The following is a 19,675-nucleotide window of genomic DNA, read 5'->3' on the forward strand; positions in this document are numbered from 1 at the left end:
CTACGGCTCGAACGGTTTCTCGCACTCGCCCGCCCCGGTCGCCCACAGCACGCCGAGCACCACGCCTTTGCTGCGCGGCAGCAGCACCAGCATCAACGCCAAGGTCGCCCCGGCCACACCGCCATCTGCAGCATCATCGACGGATGCCAGAGCTTCTCGACCAGCAGAAGCAGCGAGACGACGACATGCCCGACCACCATGATGGTCAGCCAAGGCGGCATGTCGTCGGCCCGCAGGTGTGCGCACCCTTCGCCGCAGGACGAGCATGCCGGCGTCGCGGTCAGATGGCCGTCGAGCACACGTCCCACACCGCAGGCCGGACAGCGGCCGAGAATACCCCGGGTTACGGCTTGCCAGACACTGCGGTCGCCACTTGGCGACACGACCGGGTCGGCCGTGCCGATCGGTTCCGTCACGTTCTGAGCGCTTCTTCGACCGGGGTGTAGGGCAGCCCGTGCGCCTCGGCGACCGCCTCGTAGACGACCCGGCCCTCGCAAACGTTCAATCCGGCCCGCAGGTGCGGGTTGTCCGATAACGCCAGGCGCCACCCCTTGTCGGCAAGAGCGAGGGTGAATGGCAGGGTCGCGTTGTTCAACGCGAAGGTCGATGTACGGGCTACGCCACCCGGCATGTTGGCGACGCAGTAGTGCACCACCTCGTCGACGATGTAGGTCGGATCGGCGTGGGTGGTCGGCCGCGACGTCTCGAAGCAGCCGCCCTGGTCGATCGCCACGTCCACCAGTACCGAGCCGCGCTTCATGCGCGACACCATCTCGCGGCTGACCAGCTTCGGGGCAGCCGCCCCGGGAACCAGTACCGCACCAATCACCAGATCAGCGCTCAGCACGTACTCTTCGATCGCGTCGCTGGTCGAGAAGATGGTGTTCAGGGTCGGCCCGAACTGCATGTCGAGTTCGTAGAGCCGGTGCAGCGACTTATCGAGAATGGTGACCCGGGCCTCCAGACCCATCGCCATGCGCGCCGCGTTGGTACCCACGACGCCACCGCCGAGGATCACCACCGAGCCCACTGACACACCCGGGACGCCCCCCAGCAGCGTGCCGTTGCCGCCCTGCGCTTTCTCCAGGCAATGCGCGCCGGCCTGGATCGACATCCGGCCCGCAACCTCGCTCATCGGCGCCAGCAGCGGCAGGCGGCCATGCGCATCGGTCACCGTCTCGTAGGCGATGGCGATGCAGCCGGAGTCCACCAATCCCTTGGTCTGGGTCTCGTCCGGCGCCAGGTGCAGGTAGGTGAACAGGATCTGACCCGGTCGCAGGCGTGCAATCTCGACCGGCTGCGGCTCCTTGACCTTGACCACCATGTCGGCGGTTGCGAACACCTCGTCGGGGGTCGGGACGATCCGCGCGCCGGCGGCCACGTAGTGTTCATCGTCGAGGCCAATGCCATAGCCGGCATGGGTCTCGACAAGCACTTCGTGCCCATGGGCGACCAGTTCCCGCACGCTGCCTGGAATCAGGCCAACGCGATATTCGTGATTCTTGATTTCCTTCGGCACGCCGATGCGCATGAAGTCCTCCGTTAGCGGTATTGGCTGACACTATGCCGCCGCGGTTTCCGGTTCAATGCGCCGCTCGCGCGCAAGAACCGGATGGCTTTACCCAGCCGGTCGACGCAGTGTGCCGCCGCGATCCCACCTGGAGATCATCATGACCATCGCCGCCGCACCGCGCATGACCGGCCTCGACTGGATCTGCCTGTTGACCCTGTCGGCGCTGTGGGGCGGGTCGTTCTTCTTCGGCAAGGTGGCCGTGGCGGTTGTCCCGCCGCTGACGCTGGTGCTGGCGCGGGTGGGGTTGGCCGCGCTCGCGCTGCTGGTCGTCGTCCGCGTGGCGGGCCTGCGCCTGCCAGTCGACTACCGTCTGTGGCTCGCCTTCGCCGGCATGGGAATCCTGAACAATTTGGTCCCGTTCGGCCTGATCTTCTACGGCCAGACCACGATCGGCGCCGGCCTGGCCGCCGTGATCAACGGCATGACGCCATTCTGGGCCGCCCTGCTGGCCCGCGCCGTCGGGGCCGAGCCGCTGGCGTTCGGCAAGCTGGCCGGAATCGCCATTGGATTCGCCGGCCTCGCCGTGATGATCGGGCCAGCCGCTCTGGGCGGGCTCGACACCTCCCTAATTGCCCAGCTGGCAGTGGTCGGCGCGACGATCTCCTACGGCTGCGCCAGCGTGTTCGGCCGCCGTTTCAAAGCCCTGCCACCGCTGGTCACCGCCACTGGCCAACTGTCGGCCAGCAGCCTGCTGGTGCTGCCTCTGGCGTTGCTGATCGACCGGCCCTGGACACTCGCCATGCCGGAGCCGGTCGTGCTCGGCGCGATCGTCGCCCTGGCGCTGTTCAGCACCTCGCTCGCCTACATCCTGTTCTTCCGGGTTCTGGCGAACGCCGGGGCCACCAACGTGTCGCTGGTCACCCTGCTGGTTCCGGTCAGCGCCATGGTTCTGGGTGTGCTGGTCCTGGGCGAGGCCGTCACCAGCCGCCAGCTGCTCGGTCTCGCCCTGATTGCCCTGGGAATGGTTTTCATCGACGGCCGCCTGATGGCCCGGATGAGACCGGCAGCCGGTTGACGCCACCACGATCGTACCCACGTTCAATAATGTACCTCGACACCAACCACCGAAGGGAGGATGCGATGGCCGAGGAATCCGCCAAGCGCTATGCCGCCGCTCCGTTGGAGACGGCCGAGACCTATCGGATCAGCGACACATGGACCGGCGAGGTCGTGTCGGTGGTCAAGGGCCAGGAGGCCGTGCGCAAGCGGCTTGATCAGTTGAACGCCGAACAGAGCTTGGCCCGCCGGTCAGCGTGAGGTTTCGCAAGAGGGCCGTTACCTGCGTGCCGCCTCCAGGCATGCCGTTGCCGCCATGTCGACGATGGCAGCAGCGTCCAGGCCGTAGTGGGCATACAGGTCCGGGATGTCGCCGGACTGGCCGAAGCTCGACACACCCAACGGGTAAAGCCGGCGGCCTGTAGCCGAGCCGATCCAGCTCAAGGCCGCCGGGTGGCCATCATGGATGGTGACCAGCCCCGCGGTCGGTGCAAGGCGGGACAGCTGCCGCTCCACATGACTGTTCCCGGAGCCGCTGCCGTTGCGGCGGCGCAGGCTCCCTTGCCAGTTGTGATAGAGCCGGTCGTTCGAGGTGACGGCCAGGACGCCCAAGCCTGGGACGTCTTCCGCCAGTTCCTGATAGGCCTGCAGCACTTCCGGTACCACCGGCCCGCTGTAGAGCAACGCCAGTTCGGCCCCGTTCTTCGGTTCGATGTGCCAGTAGGCGCCGGCCAGCAGGTCGGCGGTCTGCTCGTCGCTGAGCGTACGGTCCGGCTGGTCGACCGCACGGGTCGACAGCCGCAGGTAGACCGAGCCGCCGTCATCGGCCTGCATGTGCTCGAAACCCCAGCGCATGATGGCCGCCAGTTCGTCCACATAGGCCGGCTCGAAGCTGCTCAACCCTGGCTGGCCAAGGCCGATCAGCGGAGTCGAGATCGACTGGTGCGCCCCGCCTTCCGGCGCCAGCGTGATGCCCGACGGCGTGGCGACCACCATGAACCGGGCGCCCTGGTAGCAGGCGTAGTTCAGGCTATCGAGGCCGCGCTGGATGAACGGGTCGTACAGGGTGCCGACCGGCAGCAGCCGGGTGCCGAACAGCGGGCCGGACAGGCCGAGCGCGCCCAGCAGAATGAACAGGTTGCTTTCCGCAATGCCGAGTTCCAGGTGCTGGCCGCCACCATGGCGCATCCACTTCTGGGCCGAGGCCACCTGCTCGTCCCGGAACACGTCGTTGCGCACGTCGAGGGAAAAGATGCCGCGTTGGTTCACCCAGGGACCGAGGTTGGTCGACACCGTCACGTCCGGCGAGGTCGTCACGATCCGCGATGCCAGCGCTGAATTGCCGCGTGCCAGTTCGTTCAAAATCGATCCGAACGCCTGCTGGGTCGCCATAGTCTTGTTGATGCGCAGGTTCAGCCGGTCCGGCAGTTCGACCTTGGGCGCCGAATGTATACGCGAGCCCGGCGCGTTGAACGACACGCCCTTTACGTAGTCCTTCAGGGTCTGTGCCGGCAGGCCGGCCTCGGCGAACAGATCCCACTCCCGGCCGTCGGCAATGCCATTCTGGGCCTTGAACCGGGCCATCTGGTCGTCGGTCATCAGCCCGGCGTGGTTGTCCTTGTGCCCAGCCAGCGGTGTGCCGTAGCCCTTGATGGTATAGGCGATGAAGCAGCGCGGCGCGTCGTCGTCGACCGCGTGGAACGCCTCCAGGACGGCTTCCATGTCCTGGCCGGCGAGATTGGTCATCAAGGTATGCAGGGCTTCGTCGTCGTGGTCGTCCAGGATCGCCTTGATTCCGGACACGCCCTTCAGGTCGAGTTTCAGCCGTTCCCGCCACGCTCCCGGCTCGCCCGACTGTCCCTTGAAGGTCAGCGCCGAGTAGATCTCGTTCGGGCAGTCGTCGATCCATTTCTCCAGCACGTCGCCACCGGGCTGCTTGAACACCCGCTCCAGCTTCTTGCCATACTTCAGGGTGACAACCTGCCAGTCGACGGTCTTGAAGAACTCCTGGATCTTGCGGAACAGGCCGTCGGAGACGACACCGTCCAAGCTCTGGCGGTTGTAGTCGATGATCCACCACAGGTTCCGGACATCGTACTTCCAGCCTTCGAGCATCGCCTCGTAGATGTTGCCCTCGTCCAGCTCAGCGTCGCCGAGCACCGAGATCATGCGGCCCGGACCCTGGGCGGTGATCTCCGGGTCCTGCACCAGATTGTGCAGCTGGACGTAGTCCTGGACCATCGAGGCGAACAGGGTCATGGCCACGCCCAGTCCGACCGAGCCGGTGGAGAAGTCGACCTCGTCGGCGTCCTTGGTGCGCGACGGATAGGATTGGGCGCCGCCATAGGCGCGGAACCGCTCCAGCGCCTCGCGGCTCTGCCGGCCCATCATGTACTGGATGGCATGGAAGATCGGGCTGGCGTGCGGCTTGACCGCCACCCGGTCCTGCGGGCGCAGAACGTCGAAGTACAGCGCCGTCATCAACGTCGCCACCGAGGCGCACGATGCCTGATGGCCGCCGACCTTGATGTGGTCGCGGCTCTCCCGGACATGGTTGGCGTTGTGGATCGTCCACATGGCGTGCCAGAGCACCTTGCGCTCCAGTGCCCGCATCAGATCGATCTTCGCTGGGGCGATCGGCTCCGCCGGCTTGCCGGTCATGCGTATACTCTCCATCCGCTGTCACTTCCGCCCGGGGAACACATTGATGTCCGATCCGAGCCTATCCGAACGCAGCTTTCGCGTCCTGCGCCGGATACGCCAAGGCAACGGCGACGGCAACCGCCGCGCCGGCAGGGCTGGCATTCCGAATTCAGTCGAGTGACGCTCAGAAGCGGATCGACGCGCCCAGCGAGACGATGTCGATCGACGACTCGTAGGTGCCGACCACCGTTCCGGAAGCCGACCCGGACGTGTTCAGCGACGCGTCGTCCACCCAGATATGGGCGTAGCCCGCCCGCACCGTGACCACCTCGTTGAACTTGTAGTCAGCCCCGAAAGTCGCCCAGTAGCGGTCCTGGTCGGGGATGCGGGCAGTGCGGAAATTGTCGTCCACCGGGCTCTGGTCGTACGCAAGTCCGCCGCGCAAGGTCCAGCCTTCAACCGGCTTATAGGTGGCGCCAACGGAGGTAAAGAACGTATCGTTCCATTGCTCCGGGGTAACGCTGTCCGGTTGCGCCGGATTGTCGAACTCGAACCGCAACTCCTCGAACCGGCTCCAGGCCGTCCAGACCACATCGGCCATGACCGCCCATTGCGGGTTGATGTCGTGATGCACGCTCAGGCTCACGGTCTCCGGCAACGTGATGGTGCCCCTGACGGACGAATCGGTGAACGCGCCCGACGCGGTCAGGAAGCGCGCACTGGACGGAACGGTGAAGTCAGCCGTTCCTTCGACCCGCAGTTCGACCTGACTGCGATACGACACCCCGATCCGGGTTCCATCGAACGGCTCGTACAGCAAGCCGCCGGCGAAGCCGAATCCCCAGGCATCGCCTGTCAGGTCGACGTTACCATCGGCACCCTGCGGCGTGACGCCGGCGCCGGCGCAGGTCGACGGGCCGAGCGAGCCGGCGCAGATCGTGCCGAAGTCGATGCCGTTGGTCAGCCGGGCATCGGCGTACATCAGGTAGGGACCGCCGGCGACCGACAGCCGGTCGTTCACCCGATAGGACGCCACCGGGGTGATCATCATCGTCTTCAACTCGGAGGTGATGGCGTGATAGCGCCCGACCCAGTCGTCGTCATACGACGTCACCAGCCCGAACGGCGCGTTCACGGACAGGCCCAGATTGACCCGGTCGTTCAGCACCCAGGCCGCATAGAGGCTGGGCACGAACGCTCCCTGTCCAGCGTCTCCGCCATCGCCGCCGGTCATTGCGGTGCCGACGCCTGACGTCGCCGACGTCACCGTCAGTTCGGCGTGCGGCACGATCAGGGCCGAATCGGCCTGAACCTGATTGCGATCGAACAAGGCCAACCCGGCCGGGTTATAGAACAGGATCGACAGATCGTCGCCCGATGCGCCGGCACCCGCGAACGCGTTGCCGAGCTTGGCCGCGCTCTGTTCCTTGATCTGAAACCCGGAGGCCAGGGCGTCGCCGCCCGTCGCAGCCAACAACACCGTCGCAACAAATCCGGCCGTGGTTGGCCTGTGCATAGCTCCCTCCCCGACTCGTCGTGACGCTTCAGCGTCATTCCGTATTGATCGGATTGTCGGCAATGCTGGTTAACAAACTGACAACTCGCCGGCCGGACCCGGCCTACTTCGCTTTTGGTTGGCCGATCTGGTGATCCGCCAACAGCTCGAGGGCCTGCACCAGGGCAGAATGGTCCTTGGCCGATCCGCCACGGGCGGCACAGGCATTGAACAGTTCCTGGGTCGTGGCGGTGTTCGGCAGGCTGATGCCGAGTTCCCGGGCACCCGACAGCGCCAGATTGAGGTCCTTCTGGTGCAGATTGATCCGGAAGCCCGGCTCGAAGTTGCGCTCGATCATGCGCTTGCCGTGCAATTCCAGAATCCGCGACGAGGCGAAGCCGCCCATCAACGCGCCGCGAACCTTCTCGGGATCAGCGCCGGCCTTGGACGCAAACAGCAGCGCCTCACCCACGGCCTCGATCGTAAGCCCGACGATGATCTGGTTGGCAACCTTGCAGGTTTGACCATCGCCGTTGCCGCCGACTAGGGTGATGTTCTTGCCCATCAGCTCGAAGATCGGCTTGGCCCGGTCGAACGCCGCCTGCGGCCCGCCGACCATGATGGTCAGCGTCGCCTGCTGGGCGCCCACCTCGCCACCGGACACCGGGGCGTCCAGGTAGTCGCAGCCGAGCGCGTTGATGCGCGCGGCGAAATCCTTGGTCGCCGTCGGCGAAATCGAGCTCATGTCGATCACCAGCGTGCCCTTGGCAAGGCCCCCGGCCACGCCACCTTCGCCGAACAGCGCCGCCTCTACGTGGGGCGTGTCCGGCACCATCAGGATGACGATCTCGCTGGCCGCAGCAACGGCCTGGGCGTTTGCCTCGGCTTTGGCACCGAGCTTGATCAGGTCGTCGGGAACGCCGCTGGTGGCGTAGCCGTGCAACTCATGCCCGGCGGCCAGCAGGTTGGCGGCCATCGGCCGTCCCATGATGCCAAGTCCAACAAAACCGATCTTCATGGCCGTCTCCTCCCAGTTGCCGGGCCTGCCACCCGCTTCGGCGAAGGACTCGATACGATGAGAAGCCCGCAGGCAAGCCCTTCGCGGGGAAACAGTGCATCGCCAAACCGGTCTCCTGCGCGCGCACAGGCCGCTCGCGACCGTGACGTCACGGCGCCGACAGGGCCAGCGCCTCGGCTGTCGGGCCACGTTCCTCAGCCTCGATGCCGGTCTCTTGCTGACGTCGCCACATGGCGGCGTACACGCCGTCGCGGGCCAGAAGTTCTGCGTGGCTGCCACGCTCGACGATCTCACCGGCTTCAAGCACCAGTATCTGGTCGGCATCGACCACGGTCGACAAGCGGTGGGCGATGACCAGGGTGGTGCGGTCGCGCGAAACCTCGCGCAGGCTGCCCTGGATTGCCTTCTCGGTATGGCTGTCCAGTGCCGACGTGGCCTCGTCGAACAGGAAGATTCGCGGATTCTTCAGGATGGTCCGGGCGATCGCGACCCGCTGCTTCTCGCCGCCCGAAAGCTTCAGCCCGCGCTCGCCGACCGAAGTCTGGTAGCCGTCGGGCAGCGACATCACGAAGTCATGGATACGGGCCAGGCGCGCCGCCCGCTCGACCTCCGACGGGGTGGCGCCGGGCTGGCCGTAGGCGATGTTGTAGAAGATCGTGTCGTTGAACAGCACGGTGTCCTGCGGAACGATGCCCAGCGCGGCGCGCACGCTGGACTGACTGACTGTGCGCAGGTCGGCGCCGTCGATCCGCACCGCACCGCCCGTCGCGTCGTAGAACCGGAACAGCAGGCGCGAGATCGTTGACTTGCCGGCGCCGCTCGGCCCGACGATGGCCACGGTCTTGCCCGGCTCGACCGTGAACGACACGCCTTTCAGGATCGTCCGGTCCGGACGGTAGTTGAACCGCACGTCGTCGAATTCGACCCGCCCGGTCCCGGCCGGCAACTCCCCCGCATCCTCGGCGTCGGCGATCTCGCGGCTCTCGCCGAGCAGGCGGAACATCGCCTCCATGTCGGCGAGCGACTGCTTGATCTCCCGGTACACGAATCCCAGGAAGTTGAGCGGCAGGTAGAGCTGCATCAGGTAGGTGTTGACCAGCACGAAGTCGCCGGTGGTCATGGTGCCCGCCTGCACCCCGAACCCGGCCATCGTCATGATGCCGGTCAGGCCAACTGCAATGATCGCGCCCTGGCCAATGTTCAGCAGCGACAGCGAGGTGCGCGACTGCACGGCCGCTTCCTCGTAGCGCTCCAGGCTGCGGTCGTAGCGGCCGGCCTCGTGCTCCTCGTTGCCGAAGTACTTGACGGTCTCGTAGTTCAGCAGGCTGTCGATCGCCTTGGTGTTCGCCTGCTGATCCTGCTCGTTCATTGCCCGGCGGTACTTCAGGCGCCACTCGGTGACCGACATGGTGAACGCGATGTAGCCGAAGATCGTCACGAACGTGACCAGCGCGTACCAGATGTCGAACAGGTACCAGAGGATGCCGCAGACCATGACGATCTCGAGCAGGGTCGGCAGGATGTTGAACAGCATGAAGTTGAGCAGGAACTCGATGCCCTTGGTGCCGCGCTCGATCGACCGGGACAGTCCGCCGGTCTGGCGGTCCAGGTGGAAGCGCAGCGACAGCGCGTGCAGGTGCCGGAACGTGCGCAGCGCTACCTTGCGGATCGCGCGCTGGGCGACCCGGGCGAAGAAGAACTCGCGCAGCTCGGCGAAGCCCTGCTGGGCAATCCGCACAATCCCGTAGGCCACTACCAGCGCGATCAATGCGTTGGCCGCAAAGCCGGGCCCGCCCGACACCAGATCGACCGCTTCCTTGAACAGGATCGGCACGTACACAGTGGCCACCTTGGCCAGGGCCAGGCAGATCATGGCGATCACCACCCGCACCCGCATCGCGGTCTCGCCCTTGGGCCAGAGGTATGGCGCGAGCGTCTTGAGCGTCTTCAGGTCGCCGCGAACCGGGGGTCTCGGCGTGGCATCGGCAGTGCGCGGCGGCATGACGGCTCCGGAACATCAGGCAAGGCACTGATATAGGAGGTCGTCGCGGATGCGGCTACCGCCCGGCACTTCGCTGACCGAACGTGGTCACCCGATGGCGACAATCCATCCGCGTCGATTTCTGTGAGGTGGCGCTCTTGATATGCCAACATGAAGGACGCCTGCCCTGCAGCCAGCCTCTCCACCGAAGGCATCGAGCATGGCCACCCGAGTTGCGAACATCGACGACGTCCGCCTGCTGCACCGGGTAGCCGAGCGTTATGGTCAGGTCGAGGCGCTGGCACCGCTGTGGGTAAGGTTCCCCGAACCGTTCGCGTCGCTTGGTGCCGCCCAAGTCGGAACCAAGATGGCCCGTTTCTGGATCTGGCCGCCATTGTCGAGGATCGCCGAAAGAGTCGAAGCAGACCCGGAAGCTGGCACCGCTCTGGCGGTGCTCGACCGGTTGGTGCGCCAGACAATTCTGGGCGTGATCGCCGACATCGCCCTGAACCGGATGCCGGGCGTCGATACCGTGGTCGAAACCCTGGCAACCGCGACCGGGGCAGGCGCCTACGTCATTCATCTGGCGCATATCCGAACGGCTCAGCAGCGGCCGACCGAGGTTGACCGGCTGTTGCAGCACGGTCTCAGTCGAGAATTGATCCAGGCATCTGTCTTCGTGAGGCCTGATAGCTTGGCCGGCGGCCGGTACGTTGCGCCCGCGCCCGACCGTCGTTCCGTGATTACGGTGCCGACAATCGACGTCGACGGCCATCACGGTGTCGACCGTCCCCTGGGCCATTCGCCGGGTCGACCCTATGTCGCCGCGCTCGATCAAGTCGTGCTGGAGGAGCAGTTCCTGCTACACGTCCCGGGGGCCGGCGTCCTGTCCGAGGGCGTCTCCTACCGCTGGCGCTATGGTCTGTCGCAGCGCTCGTTCCTGCTGCGTCCCAGCCGCAACGAGGCGCTGCACACCCCGCTGGCGGGCGACGATCAGATCACCCGAATTCCCTCTGCAACGTTCTTCGGCAAGACCTCCGTACACGGGCATTTCATCATCGAGGGTCTGGAGCGACTGCACGCCTACGCGTTGGCCGGGCGGTCGCTGGATCCGCCGTTCCTGGTGCAGGATCCGCCGCGACCCAGCTATCGGCGGCTGTTGGCAGCGCTGGGCCTACCAGCCGACGACGACGGCTATGCCGTCATCCGCAGCACCCGGGTGGCAATCGAGCATCTGGTAATCGGAGGTATCGGGACCAGCCTGCCGGCGGTTAACCCTGACACAGTCCAATTCCTTCACGACCGCGGCCGGCACGCGGCCGGCGTGACCGATGGCACCGGAAGGCCCGGCACCAAACTGTATCTCGCGCGCGGATCGTCGATGCGTCGCAGGATCGTCAATGAAGATGCAGTGCGCGACGCACTGGAAGCACGCGGCTACCGCACCGTGCAACTTGAGACCCTGGACCTCATCGATCAGATCGCGATGATTGCCGAGGCTAGTGAGATCGTCGGCGTTCACGGTAGCGCATTGATCAATCTGATCTGGGCAACCCCCGGAACCCGGATCGGGGTGCTGGTTCCCAGTACCTGGCGCGATTGGCGGCCGGGACATGTGGAGATGCTGTTCGGACAGTTCCAGTCTGTCGATCTGGATGCGACGGCCATCGAATGCGCACCGGCGCGCGACGAACGTGGCGCCTTCCACCAGTTCAATGAGGACCTCGAGGTTCCGGTCGCAGCGCTTCGGCGCTGGCTGGGCGATCCACAACACGGCTGAGGTAGTCGCACACCGCTGCCTCTGTGTTGGTGATACTCGCGAAACCCGCCACGACCTCGGCAGTGTTATCCGGTAACGAGCGCGGCATCCATGAGTCGACAAGCGTGTCGAATCTGCCATCAAGGTGCTTGCTTGCTGGATCCAGACCGGTGACCAGCAGCATGCCGGACGGCGACGCCGGCACGTAGGTCAGCGACAGGTCCGGGCGCTCCTGCCTCAGGATCGCGGCGGTCTTCCAGACATCCCCGGTCCAGAAGATCCGGCGCCGGTCGCGGGTGGCGACCTCAGGACGGAACGGATGCACGTCATGCAGCACGATCAGCGAGTCCGGCGCTGCGATCCGCTCCACATTGATGAAGTCGCGCAGCGTCTGATCGAAGCTGTGCAAACCATCGACGAACGCGAGTTCGACCGGCGCGTCGACGATGTCCCGGAGGTCCGGTCGGGCGAAGAACGCATCGCTGGTCTCCTCGAAGATCCGGCCGGTGACTGGCAGCGACAGGTTCGGCGCCGGATCGACGCCAACCGCCCGCGTCTCCGGTCGTGTCAGCGCGAAGGACAGGCCCAGATTAACCCCGATCTCCAGATAGTTCCGGGGTCGCCGGTAATCGTGAATCCAACCCAAGACATCGCGATAGGCCGGACCGGGAAACAACCGCTCGACGTCAGCCAGATCCTGCTGATGGAGTACCTGCAAGGCGCGGCGGTCAGCGGCGATATCAGCCATTCAGCACATCCGTTCAGATCGGTTTCCGGCACCCAACGGCCGCCGTTACCGGATCAGATCGGCTTCGTCCAGCGCCAGCACCTGAAACTGCACCAGAAAACGCCGGGTGTCCGGGTGCTCGACCGGCTCGACACCGTGAAAGCTGTTCGGGACCGGCGCAAAGCAGAAGGCCGAGCCGGCACGGTGTGGGATTGTCGCGACTCGGGTGAAGTCTCCGCGGTCGTAGTGCCGAGGCGGTCCCATGAAACGATCTTGCGCACTCTCCATTGGGCGCTTCGGAACATAGACTGATGTTCCCAGCGACACGCCCTCGGGCTCGTCATCCAGATACAAAATCATCGTCACCAGCTTCGCCCGGTGGTCGGTATGCGGCGTGAGCCTGTACCCGGTGCAGTCCTCCATCAGGTCGAGGGACCGCCGCAACCGATACCCGCCATCGAACTTGTTCAGGCGATGACGCACTACATCCCTAAAGACGTCGATCAGGGTCTGGGCGACAACCGGCGCGGAGAACATCGCGCGCAACCGGGCGATCGGGGCCGGCAAGTCACCCGGATCACCCGGCATAAGGGTTAACGTAAAGCGGTTCGGATCGACACGGATCTGCCGCTGCTCGGCGATCCGGACCATCCGGTCGCCAAGATCGATCGATGCAAGTTCCTTGGCCCAGGCCGCATCAATGACATCGCGCGCCGCGAAATGCCGGTAGGGCCAGTTCTTCTGGTCGGCATTGGCGATCGCGTAGAGCAGGCGACCGACGTCCTCTTCGGTGCGTTCCACCGCATCGCTGTCGGTGCTGGTCGATTCGGACGGTGCGTTCTCCTGCATGGCGGCACGCTAGGCGGCCTGCCGATTCAAGTCCAGACGGCACCTGTGGCAAGAACCTACACTCCACACGGAGTCCCGAGCCGAGTGCTCGGTACATGCTTCCCTAAGAGGCAGAATCGGGGTTGCCCGACACGTCCCTACCGATACGGACGCACTCCTGGACCAGCAGCGACAGGTCGTCCCGCCGCGTGCGATGGTTGGCGATCGCCACGCGCAGGCAGTGCTGCCCGTGCACCGTCGTGTCGGACAGCGCCGCAATTCCCCTCTCCTGCAGGCGCAGCATGATCTCGACGTTGGCCGCCTTGAGTGCCGGTCCCGTCATACCGCCGGCACGGTAACGGAAGCAGACAATGTTGATCTCCGTTGGCGCGGCAAGCTCAAGTTCCGGTTCGGCCTCGATCAGGTCGGTCAGATATCGCGCTTGCGCGATGTTCTGATCGATCAGCCGGCCGAACGCTTCCAGCCCGTGTTGCTTGAGCGCCATCCAGATCTTCAGCGCCCTGAATCCGCGGGTGGTCTGCAGACCGTAGTCGTAGAGCCACTCTGCCGCCGCCAGACCGCGGGGCGTGGTCTCGAGATATTCCGGGGTCACCGCAAAGGTTGCGCGATGGGCGGTCCCGTTGCGCACCAGTACGCAACCGGCCTCGAACGGGGCGTGGAGCCATTTGTGCGGATCGAGGGCGATCGAGTCCGCCCGATCCAGACCGGCGACCCGGTAAGCGTTGTCCGGAGCGATCGCGATCAGCGCGCCGATGCAACCGTCGACGTGCAACCACAGGCCCTCGACTGCGGCGAAATCCGCAATCGCCGCGAGATCGTCGACAGCGCCGGTGTTGACGGTTCCGGCGGTCGCGATCACCACAGCCGGTCGCCGGCCGCCGGCGCGGTCCTCCGCCACCGCCCGACGCAATGCCTCCAGATCCATCCGAAGATCAGCGCCGGTAGCCACGCGGCGGAGCGCCCGGTTGCCATGGCCAAGCGCCTCTACCGCCTTGCGGTGACAGCTGTGTGCCTGATCCGAAGCGTAGAACACCAACGGCTCGGATATCGCAGCGACACCGTGCTCGCGCACATCAATCCCAGCCTTGACGTTGCGCGCCACTGCCAGCGCGATCAGGTTGGCCATCGACCCGCCGCTGACCAGACTGCCGCCGGCGGCGGCCGGGAAACCAACCATCTGCCGGCACCAGTCCACCACCTGCCGGTCCATGCAGGCGGCGGCGTGATTGCCACCGCCCAGGTTGGATCCCTGCACGGCCGCCAGGAAATCGCCAAGCGCCCCGGTGAAATTGCCGGCGCCCATGTACCAGGACCAGAAGCGCGGATGGACGTTGCCCATCGGATAGGTCATCACCGTCTGCGCAACCTCGCGGTAAACATCCGCCAGCGGAAGCGGTGCGCGCGGCAGCGGCGCATCGAGCGCCGCACGCACCTCAGCCGGCATCTCACGCCACACCGGACGATCGCGGACATCACGCAAGTGATCGATCGCATCGTCCATGATGCGGTGGGACAGGGCCCGCACAGGCTCCCAATCGCTGGGGTCGAGGGTTTCCTCGGCGCCAGCGTTCCGCCATCCGTCCATGGCCGGCCCCTCCCCGATCGCTACGCCGCCGCCATCTGGAAGCCAGGAGTGGAGCGCGAAAGCTCGGCCTCCTCGGCATCCATGTCGGCCTCGATGCCGTCGAACAGCGGAGTGGTCATGTAGCGTTCACCGGTGTCCGGCAACATGCAGAGGATGACGGCACCGGGTTCCGCGCGTTCGGCGATCTGGCGAGCTACCGCAAACGTGGCGCCGCCGGAGATGCCGGTGAAGATGCCCTCGCGTCGGGCCAACTCCTTGGTCCACTTGATTCCCTCCGGCCCGGCAATCGGCAGGAGTTCATCGTACAGGCGGCGATCGAGCGCCTCCTGCAGCACGTGCGGAATGAAGTCCGGCGTCCAGCCCTGGATCGGATGGGGCTCGAAGGCCGGGTGGCTGACCGCGGGGGCGTTGCTCGTCGTCCGTTCCTGGGTCCGGCCGCTGGCGATCAGCTGGGCATTCGCGGGCTCCGTGAGCACGATGCGGGTCTCCGGGCGTTCGCGGCGCAGCACTCTCGCCACGCCGGTGACGGTGCCGCCGGTGCCGTAGCCGGTCACGAAGTAATCAAGCCGCGAACCGGCGAAGTCGGCGATGATCTCACGCCCGGTCGTGCTTTCGTGGATCGCGGCATTGGCCGCGGTCTCGAACTGCGCGGCGAGGAACCAACCATTGGCCTCGGCCAGTTCGACGGCCTTCCGGTACATGCCGAACCCCTTCTGCGCACGCGGCGTAAGCACCACCTTGGCGCCCAGCATCCGCATCAGCTTGCGACGTTCGATCGAGAAGCTGTCGGCCATCGTGACGACCAGCGGGTAGCCTTTCTGGGCGCAGACCATGGCAAGGCCGATGCCGGTGTTCCCGCTGGTCGCCTCAACGACCGTCTGCCCGGGCTTCAGGGCGCCGCTACGCTCGGCGTCCTCGATAATGTTGAGCGCCAGCCGGTCCTTGACCGAACCAGCCGGGTTGAAGAACTCGGCCTTCACGTAGATTGTCGCATGATCGACGCCGAGGCTGTTGACCCGGATCACCGGGGTGTCGCCCACGGTGTCGAGGATGCTGTCGAAAAGCCGGCCGCGCCCGCCGGTGGTACGGATTTCTGCTGCTGTCGTCACAATTGTTCTCCCTGGATGCCGTTTGGCAGTTGCGGTTAATAAGAGGCGAGCAGGGAACAGATCGTGGGAGAGGGCGTGGAATCGCCCGTGGAAACCACCCTTCCGGGTCAGAAAGTTGAAGCGTCGCGACTCCAACTGCGCCTGCTCGGCCCGTTGACGGTCATCCGAGACGGCGTCGAGCTGGCGCTTCCGACGTCGCGCAAGGTCCGTGCGCTGCTCGGCTATCTCACGATGGCGCCGCGAGCGGTCGGACGAAGCCGGCTGTGCGAACTGCTCTGGGACGTACCCAACGATCCCCGGGGCGAACTTCGGTGGTGTCTCAGCAAGCTCCGCGGCATCCTCGACGATCCGACACATGCCCGCGTCACGACCGGCGGCGATACCGTGTCGCTCGACCTGGGCGACTGTACGGTCGACGCCGCCGCGATCAACAATGCCGCCGGTCGTCAGCCGGCCGGATCTGGTGACCTGGTTGCGCAGGATCTGCGCGAGTTCCTGAAGCTGTTCCGAGGGACATTCCTGGAAGGGCTGGAAATTGACCGCAGCCCCCAGTTCGATGCCTGGCTGGCCGTCCAGCGCCGCCGCTTCCGCGATTGCCAGACCGACATGCTCGACCGCCTCCTGGCCAGCCTGCCGGCCGGATCGGACGAGGCGCTGCCGCTGCTCGATACCTGGCTGGAGGTTGCACCATTCGATCTCCGCGCTCATCGGAATCTGCTCAGCGCCCTGGTTGAACGCGGACAGACGATGGCCGGCGAGGAGCATTTGGCGGCGGCGGTTGGTCTGTTCGAGGCGGAGGATCTGGATTTCGAACCGGTTCGGACCGCTTGGGCGCAAATCAGAGCCCGCAGGGCCGGCACATCGACGGCAAGATCGTCGCCCACGACCGGCGATCCCGCCCCGCCGACGCCCGACACCGCTGCCGGGGCGGGCGGAGCGCACGGACGGCGCGCCTCGATCGCCATCATGCCGTTTCTGGAGCAGCCGGTCGCCCGAGGTGGTCTGGCCGATGGCCTGACCCACGACATCATCGCCCGGCTGGCCAAACTGAGGAGCCTGTTCGTCATCGCCCGGGGCTCGGTTTTTACCCTGGCGGAACAGGGAATCGTGCCCGAGGAAGCGGCGCGCCGACTGAACGTCGACTACGTCGCCAGCGGCCGCATCCGGCTCGATCAGAAGCAGGTCGTCGTCGATGTCGAACTGATCGAAGCGCAGAGCGCCCGCATCGTCTGGGCCGAATCCCTCGCACAATCACTCACGGACACGCTGGTCCTGCTGGACGAGATCGGCAATCGCATCGTTGCGTCGATCGCCAACGAGGTCGAGACCGCGGAGCGGAACCGCGCGTTGCTCAAGGCACCGAACTCGCTCGACGCCTGGGAAGCGTACCACCGCGGCCTGTGGCACATGTACCGGTTCACCAAGGACGAGAACGCCCAAGCCCGGCATTTCTTCCATATGGCGACACGCCTGGACCCTACCTTCGCGCGGGCCCACGCCGGCCTGTCGTTCACCCACTGGCAAAGCGCCTTCCAGCAGTGGGACGACCGCGACAAGGAGAGCGACCGGGCGTTTGCCGCCGCCGGACAGGGGCTGCTGGCCGACGAACACGACCCAGCCGCCCACTGGGCCATGGGCCGGGCGCTGTGGCTGCGGGGTCGCCAGGACGGATCGCTGGTCGAGCTTGAACGGGCGGTCGAGTTGAGTCCGAACTTCGCGCTCGGCCACTACGCGTTGTCGTTCGTGCAGTCGCAATCGGGTGATCCGCTCGCCGCGATCCGGGCGTCGGACCACTCGCGCCAACTGAGCCCGTTCGACCCGATGCTGTTCGGAATGCTCGGCACCCGGGCGATGGCCCACGTCCGCCTCGGCCAGTACGAAGAGGCGGCGGAATGGGCACTGAAGGCCGCTGCCCGCCCCAACGCCCATCCCAGCATCCAGGCGATCGCGGCGCATTGCCTCGCGCTCGCCGGCCGTGTCGAGGATGGCCGAGTCTTCGCAGCTTCGGTCCGTCGAGCGGTTCCAGGCTACGGCATCGAGAACTTCTTGAAGACGTTCCAGTTCACACCGGATGCCGTCGCCCGGTTTCGCCAAGGAGCGAAACTGATCGGGCTGGGGTGACCTACCGTCCCCGATAGAACTCCCCGACCGCCTCAAGCACCCGGTCGACGTCCTGCTCGGTCACGTCGAGGTGCGTGACTACCCGGATCTTAGGACGCTGGCCGGACAGGACGATACCGCGCTCGGCGAGATGCGCACGTAGCGGGTCGATGTCGTCGGGCTTCGGCTGGATGAACAGCATGTTGGTGTCGACCGCGTCGAGATCGACGGTTAGCCCAGGGATCGCCGCCAGCCCCTCAGCGAGGCGCCGGGCGTTGGCGTGATCCTCGGCCAGCCGCTCGACATGGTGGTCGAGCGCGTGCAGGCCGGCGGCCGCAATTACCCCGGCCTGACGCATGCCGCCGCCGAGCATCTTGCGCATGCGCCGAGCCCGCTTGATGAAATCCTTCGGTCCGCTCAGCACCGAGCCGACCGGGGCGCCAAGCCCCTTGGACAGGCACAGCGACACCGTATCGATCGAACGCACCAGATCGGCTGCCGACCTGCCGGTCTTGACCACGGCGTTCATCAGCCGGGCGCCGTCCAGGTGCACCGCCAGTCCGGCCGCGTGGGCGGTCTCGGCCAGCGCCTCGATACGGTCCTGATCCTGGACCCGGCCGGACACCGTGTTCTCCAGGCACAGCAGCCGGGTGATCGGGCTGTGCGGGTCGTCCGGCTTGATCCCGGCCTTCACTTGGGCCGGATCGAGCCCGCCGCCCGCATCGGTCTTCATCGGATAGCAGGCCACCCCACCGAGCACCGAGGTGCCGAGCGCCTCGGACTTGAATACATGGTAGACGTCGCCGATCAGATACTCCTCGCCGCGCTGGCAGTGCGACAGAACGCCGAGCAGATTGCTCTGGGTTCCAGAGGAGACATAAACCGCCGCCTCCTTGCCCATCAGCCCGGCCACCTTCTCCTCCAGCGCCCGAACCGTATAGTCCTCGCCGTAGACGTCGTCGCCGACCTCGGCGCGGGCCATCGCCTCGCGCATCGCCTCGGTCGGCTGGGTAACGGTGTCGCTGCGCAGATCGATACGGCGATTGCCGCCGCTGGCAGTGCTGGCGGCTCTATCGGCGGTCATCCCGGCGTACATCGCTCTGGTCGTCCTCTACTGGTGTCGGTGCGGCTGGTGTCGTCGATCGGTTCGGTGGATATTGCGTCGAACGGGTGCGGAACGCACCCCCTGATCGTGGGAGGCCCGCATGCATACGCTGTACTGGAAGCCACAGTCCGGATCCCTGGCGCCCATGACGTTGCTTGAGGAAACCGGCCTGCCCTACGAAGCGGTAAAAGTGAACGCCGATGCCGGTGAGCACAAGTCCGAAGCGTACAAGCGCGACGTCCATCCGCTCGGGCTGATCCCGGCGCTGCGCCTGCCCGACGGCACGGTAATGATCGAGTCGGCCGCCATGGTCATCTATCTCGCCGATCTGGCGCCGCAGAAGGGTTTGGCGCCGGCGCCGACCGACGCGAAACGGGCAACCTACCTGCAGTGGCTGGTCTATGGGGCGGCAACGCTGTACCCCGCCTACATCCGCCTCTACCACCCCGACTACCACCGGGTCCGTGAGGGCGACGACGAGGCGGTCAAGGCATTGGCACGTACTGCCATCGACACCGCCTGGGCCGCCGTCGAGCGGGGACTTGCCGACGGTCGACCGTTCCTGCTCGGCGACACCGCCAGTGCTGCCGACCTGTACACCGGCATGCTGGCGCTGTGGCACCCGGATCCCGCGGCGTTCAAGGAAGCCTGTCCGAATGTCGCGGCTTTGCGCAAGGCAGTCTGGGGGCGCCCGGCGGCGGCCAAGGCGCTCGCCGCCCATGCAAAGTAGTTACC

General features: G+C 66.0%; 16 protein-coding genes. 5 read left to right on the forward strand and 11 right to left on the reverse strand.

Annotation, left to right across the window (positions count from 1 at the left end):
- Positions 1-92: 92 nt before the first annotated feature.
- Together RIC54_RS14315 and ald are read right to left on the reverse strand one after the other, a co-directional pair.
- Positions 93-416: a DUF983 domain-containing protein gene (locus RIC54_RS14315; protein ID WP_350084863.1), complete on the reverse strand. Its 324-nt coding sequence runs from the start codon at positions 414-416 to the stop codon at positions 93-95.
- A complete protein-coding gene (gene ald, locus RIC54_RS14320) occupies positions 413-1,531 on the reverse strand; it encodes an alanine dehydrogenase (RefSeq protein WP_350084864.1) in 1,119 nt (372 codons plus the stop codon). Before ald ends, RIC54_RS14315 begins: the two co-directional genes overlap by 4 nt.
- Before the next feature lie 139 nt (positions 1,532-1,670).
- Here ald and RIC54_RS14325 point away from each other — a divergent pair, with 139 nt between their 5' ends.
- Together RIC54_RS14325 and RIC54_RS14330 are read left to right on the forward strand one after the other, a co-directional pair.
- The gene (locus RIC54_RS14325; RefSeq protein WP_350084865.1) at positions 1,671-2,588 is read left to right on the forward strand and encodes a DMT family transporter; all 918 of its coding nucleotides are present in this window, start codon (positions 1,671-1,673) and stop codon (positions 2,586-2,588) included.
- Between the two features lie 65 nt (positions 2,589-2,653).
- Entirely contained in the window at positions 2,654-2,830 is a 177-nt protein-coding gene (locus RIC54_RS14330) for a hypothetical protein (RefSeq protein ID WP_350084866.1), read from the forward strand.
- Positions 2,831-2,848: 18 nt separating this feature from the next.
- Here the strand turns inward: RIC54_RS14330 and RIC54_RS14335 are convergent, their stop codons facing one another.
- From RIC54_RS14335 to RIC54_RS14350, 4 genes are all read right to left on the reverse strand, one after another.
- Positions 2,849-5,230: a thiamine pyrophosphate-binding protein gene (locus RIC54_RS14335; protein ID WP_350084867.1), complete on the reverse strand. Its 2,382-nt coding sequence runs from the start codon at positions 5,228-5,230 to the stop codon at positions 2,849-2,851.
- Positions 5,231-5,396: 166 nt separating this feature from the next.
- A complete protein-coding gene (locus RIC54_RS14340) occupies positions 5,397-6,728 on the reverse strand; it encodes an OmpP1/FadL family transporter (protein ID WP_350084868.1) in 1,332 nt (443 codons plus the stop codon).
- A gap of 103 nt (positions 6,729-6,831) precedes the next feature.
- The gene (gene glxR / locus RIC54_RS14345; RefSeq protein WP_350084869.1) at positions 6,832-7,725 is read right to left on the reverse strand and encodes a 2-hydroxy-3-oxopropionate reductase; all 894 of its coding nucleotides are present in this window, start codon (positions 7,723-7,725) and stop codon (positions 6,832-6,834) included.
- Positions 7,726-7,873: 148 nt separating this feature from the next.
- Positions 7,874-9,727 carry an ABCB family ABC transporter ATP-binding protein/permease gene (locus RIC54_RS14350; protein ID WP_350084870.1) on the reverse strand — a complete coding sequence of 618 codons (1,854 nt, stop codon included), beginning with the start codon at positions 9,725-9,727 and terminating at the stop codon, positions 7,874-7,876.
- Between the two features lie 199 nt (positions 9,728-9,926).
- On the opposite strand from RIC54_RS14350, the gene RIC54_RS14355 reads away from it, so the two are divergent.
- Complete coding sequence (locus RIC54_RS14355) at positions 9,927-11,486, forward strand: glycosyltransferase family 61 protein (RefSeq protein ID WP_350084871.1); 1,560 nt, start codon at positions 9,927-9,929, stop codon at positions 11,484-11,486.
- On the opposite strand, the gene RIC54_RS14360 is transcribed toward RIC54_RS14355, so the two are convergent.
- The 4 genes from RIC54_RS14360 to RIC54_RS14375 all read right to left on the reverse strand — a co-directional run bounded on the left by RIC54_RS14360 (position 11,419) and on the right by RIC54_RS14375 (position 15,735).
- Entirely contained in the window at positions 11,419-12,213 is a 795-nt protein-coding gene (locus RIC54_RS14360) for a class I SAM-dependent methyltransferase (RefSeq protein WP_350084872.1), read from the reverse strand. The genes RIC54_RS14355 and RIC54_RS14360 overlap by 68 nt on opposite strands.
- 45 nt (positions 12,214-12,258) lie before the next feature.
- Positions 12,259-13,041: a hypothetical protein gene (locus RIC54_RS14365; RefSeq protein WP_350084873.1), complete on the reverse strand. Its 783-nt coding sequence runs from the start codon at positions 13,039-13,041 to the stop codon at positions 12,259-12,261.
- Between the two features lie 103 nt (positions 13,042-13,144).
- Entirely contained in the window at positions 13,145-14,626 is a 1,482-nt protein-coding gene (locus RIC54_RS14370) for a pyridoxal phosphate-dependent decarboxylase family protein (RefSeq protein ID WP_350084874.1), read from the reverse strand.
- Between the two features lie 20 nt (positions 14,627-14,646).
- A complete protein-coding gene (locus RIC54_RS14375) occupies positions 14,647-15,735 on the reverse strand; it encodes a PLP-dependent cysteine synthase family protein (RefSeq protein ID WP_350084875.1) in 1,089 nt (362 codons plus the stop codon).
- 75 nt (positions 15,736-15,810) lie between these two features.
- Between RIC54_RS14375 and RIC54_RS14380 the strand changes: the two genes are divergently transcribed.
- A complete protein-coding gene (locus RIC54_RS14380; protein ID WP_350084876.1) occupies positions 15,811-17,856 on the forward strand; it encodes a hypothetical protein in 2,046 nt (681 codons plus the stop codon).
- Position 17,857: 1 nt separating this feature from the next.
- On the opposite strand, the gene ltaE is transcribed toward RIC54_RS14380, so the two are convergent.
- The gene (ltaE, locus tag RIC54_RS14385; RefSeq protein ID WP_350084877.1) at positions 17,858-18,919 is read right to left on the reverse strand and encodes a low-specificity L-threonine aldolase; all 1,062 of its coding nucleotides are present in this window, start codon (positions 18,917-18,919) and stop codon (positions 17,858-17,860) included.
- A gap of 121 nt (positions 18,920-19,040) precedes the next feature.
- On the opposite strand from ltaE, the gene RIC54_RS14390 reads away from it, so the two are divergent.
- Positions 19,041-19,670 carry a glutathione S-transferase family protein gene (locus tag RIC54_RS14390; protein ID WP_350084878.1) on the forward strand — a complete coding sequence of 210 codons (630 nt, stop codon included), beginning with the start codon at positions 19,041-19,043 and terminating at the stop codon, positions 19,668-19,670.
- Positions 19,671-19,675: the final 5 nt, after the last annotated feature.

The sequence above is a fragment of the Thalassobaculum sp. genome (assembly GCF_040219215.1).
GTDB lineage: Bacteria > Pseudomonadota > Alphaproteobacteria > Thalassobaculales > Thalassobaculaceae > Thalassobaculum_A.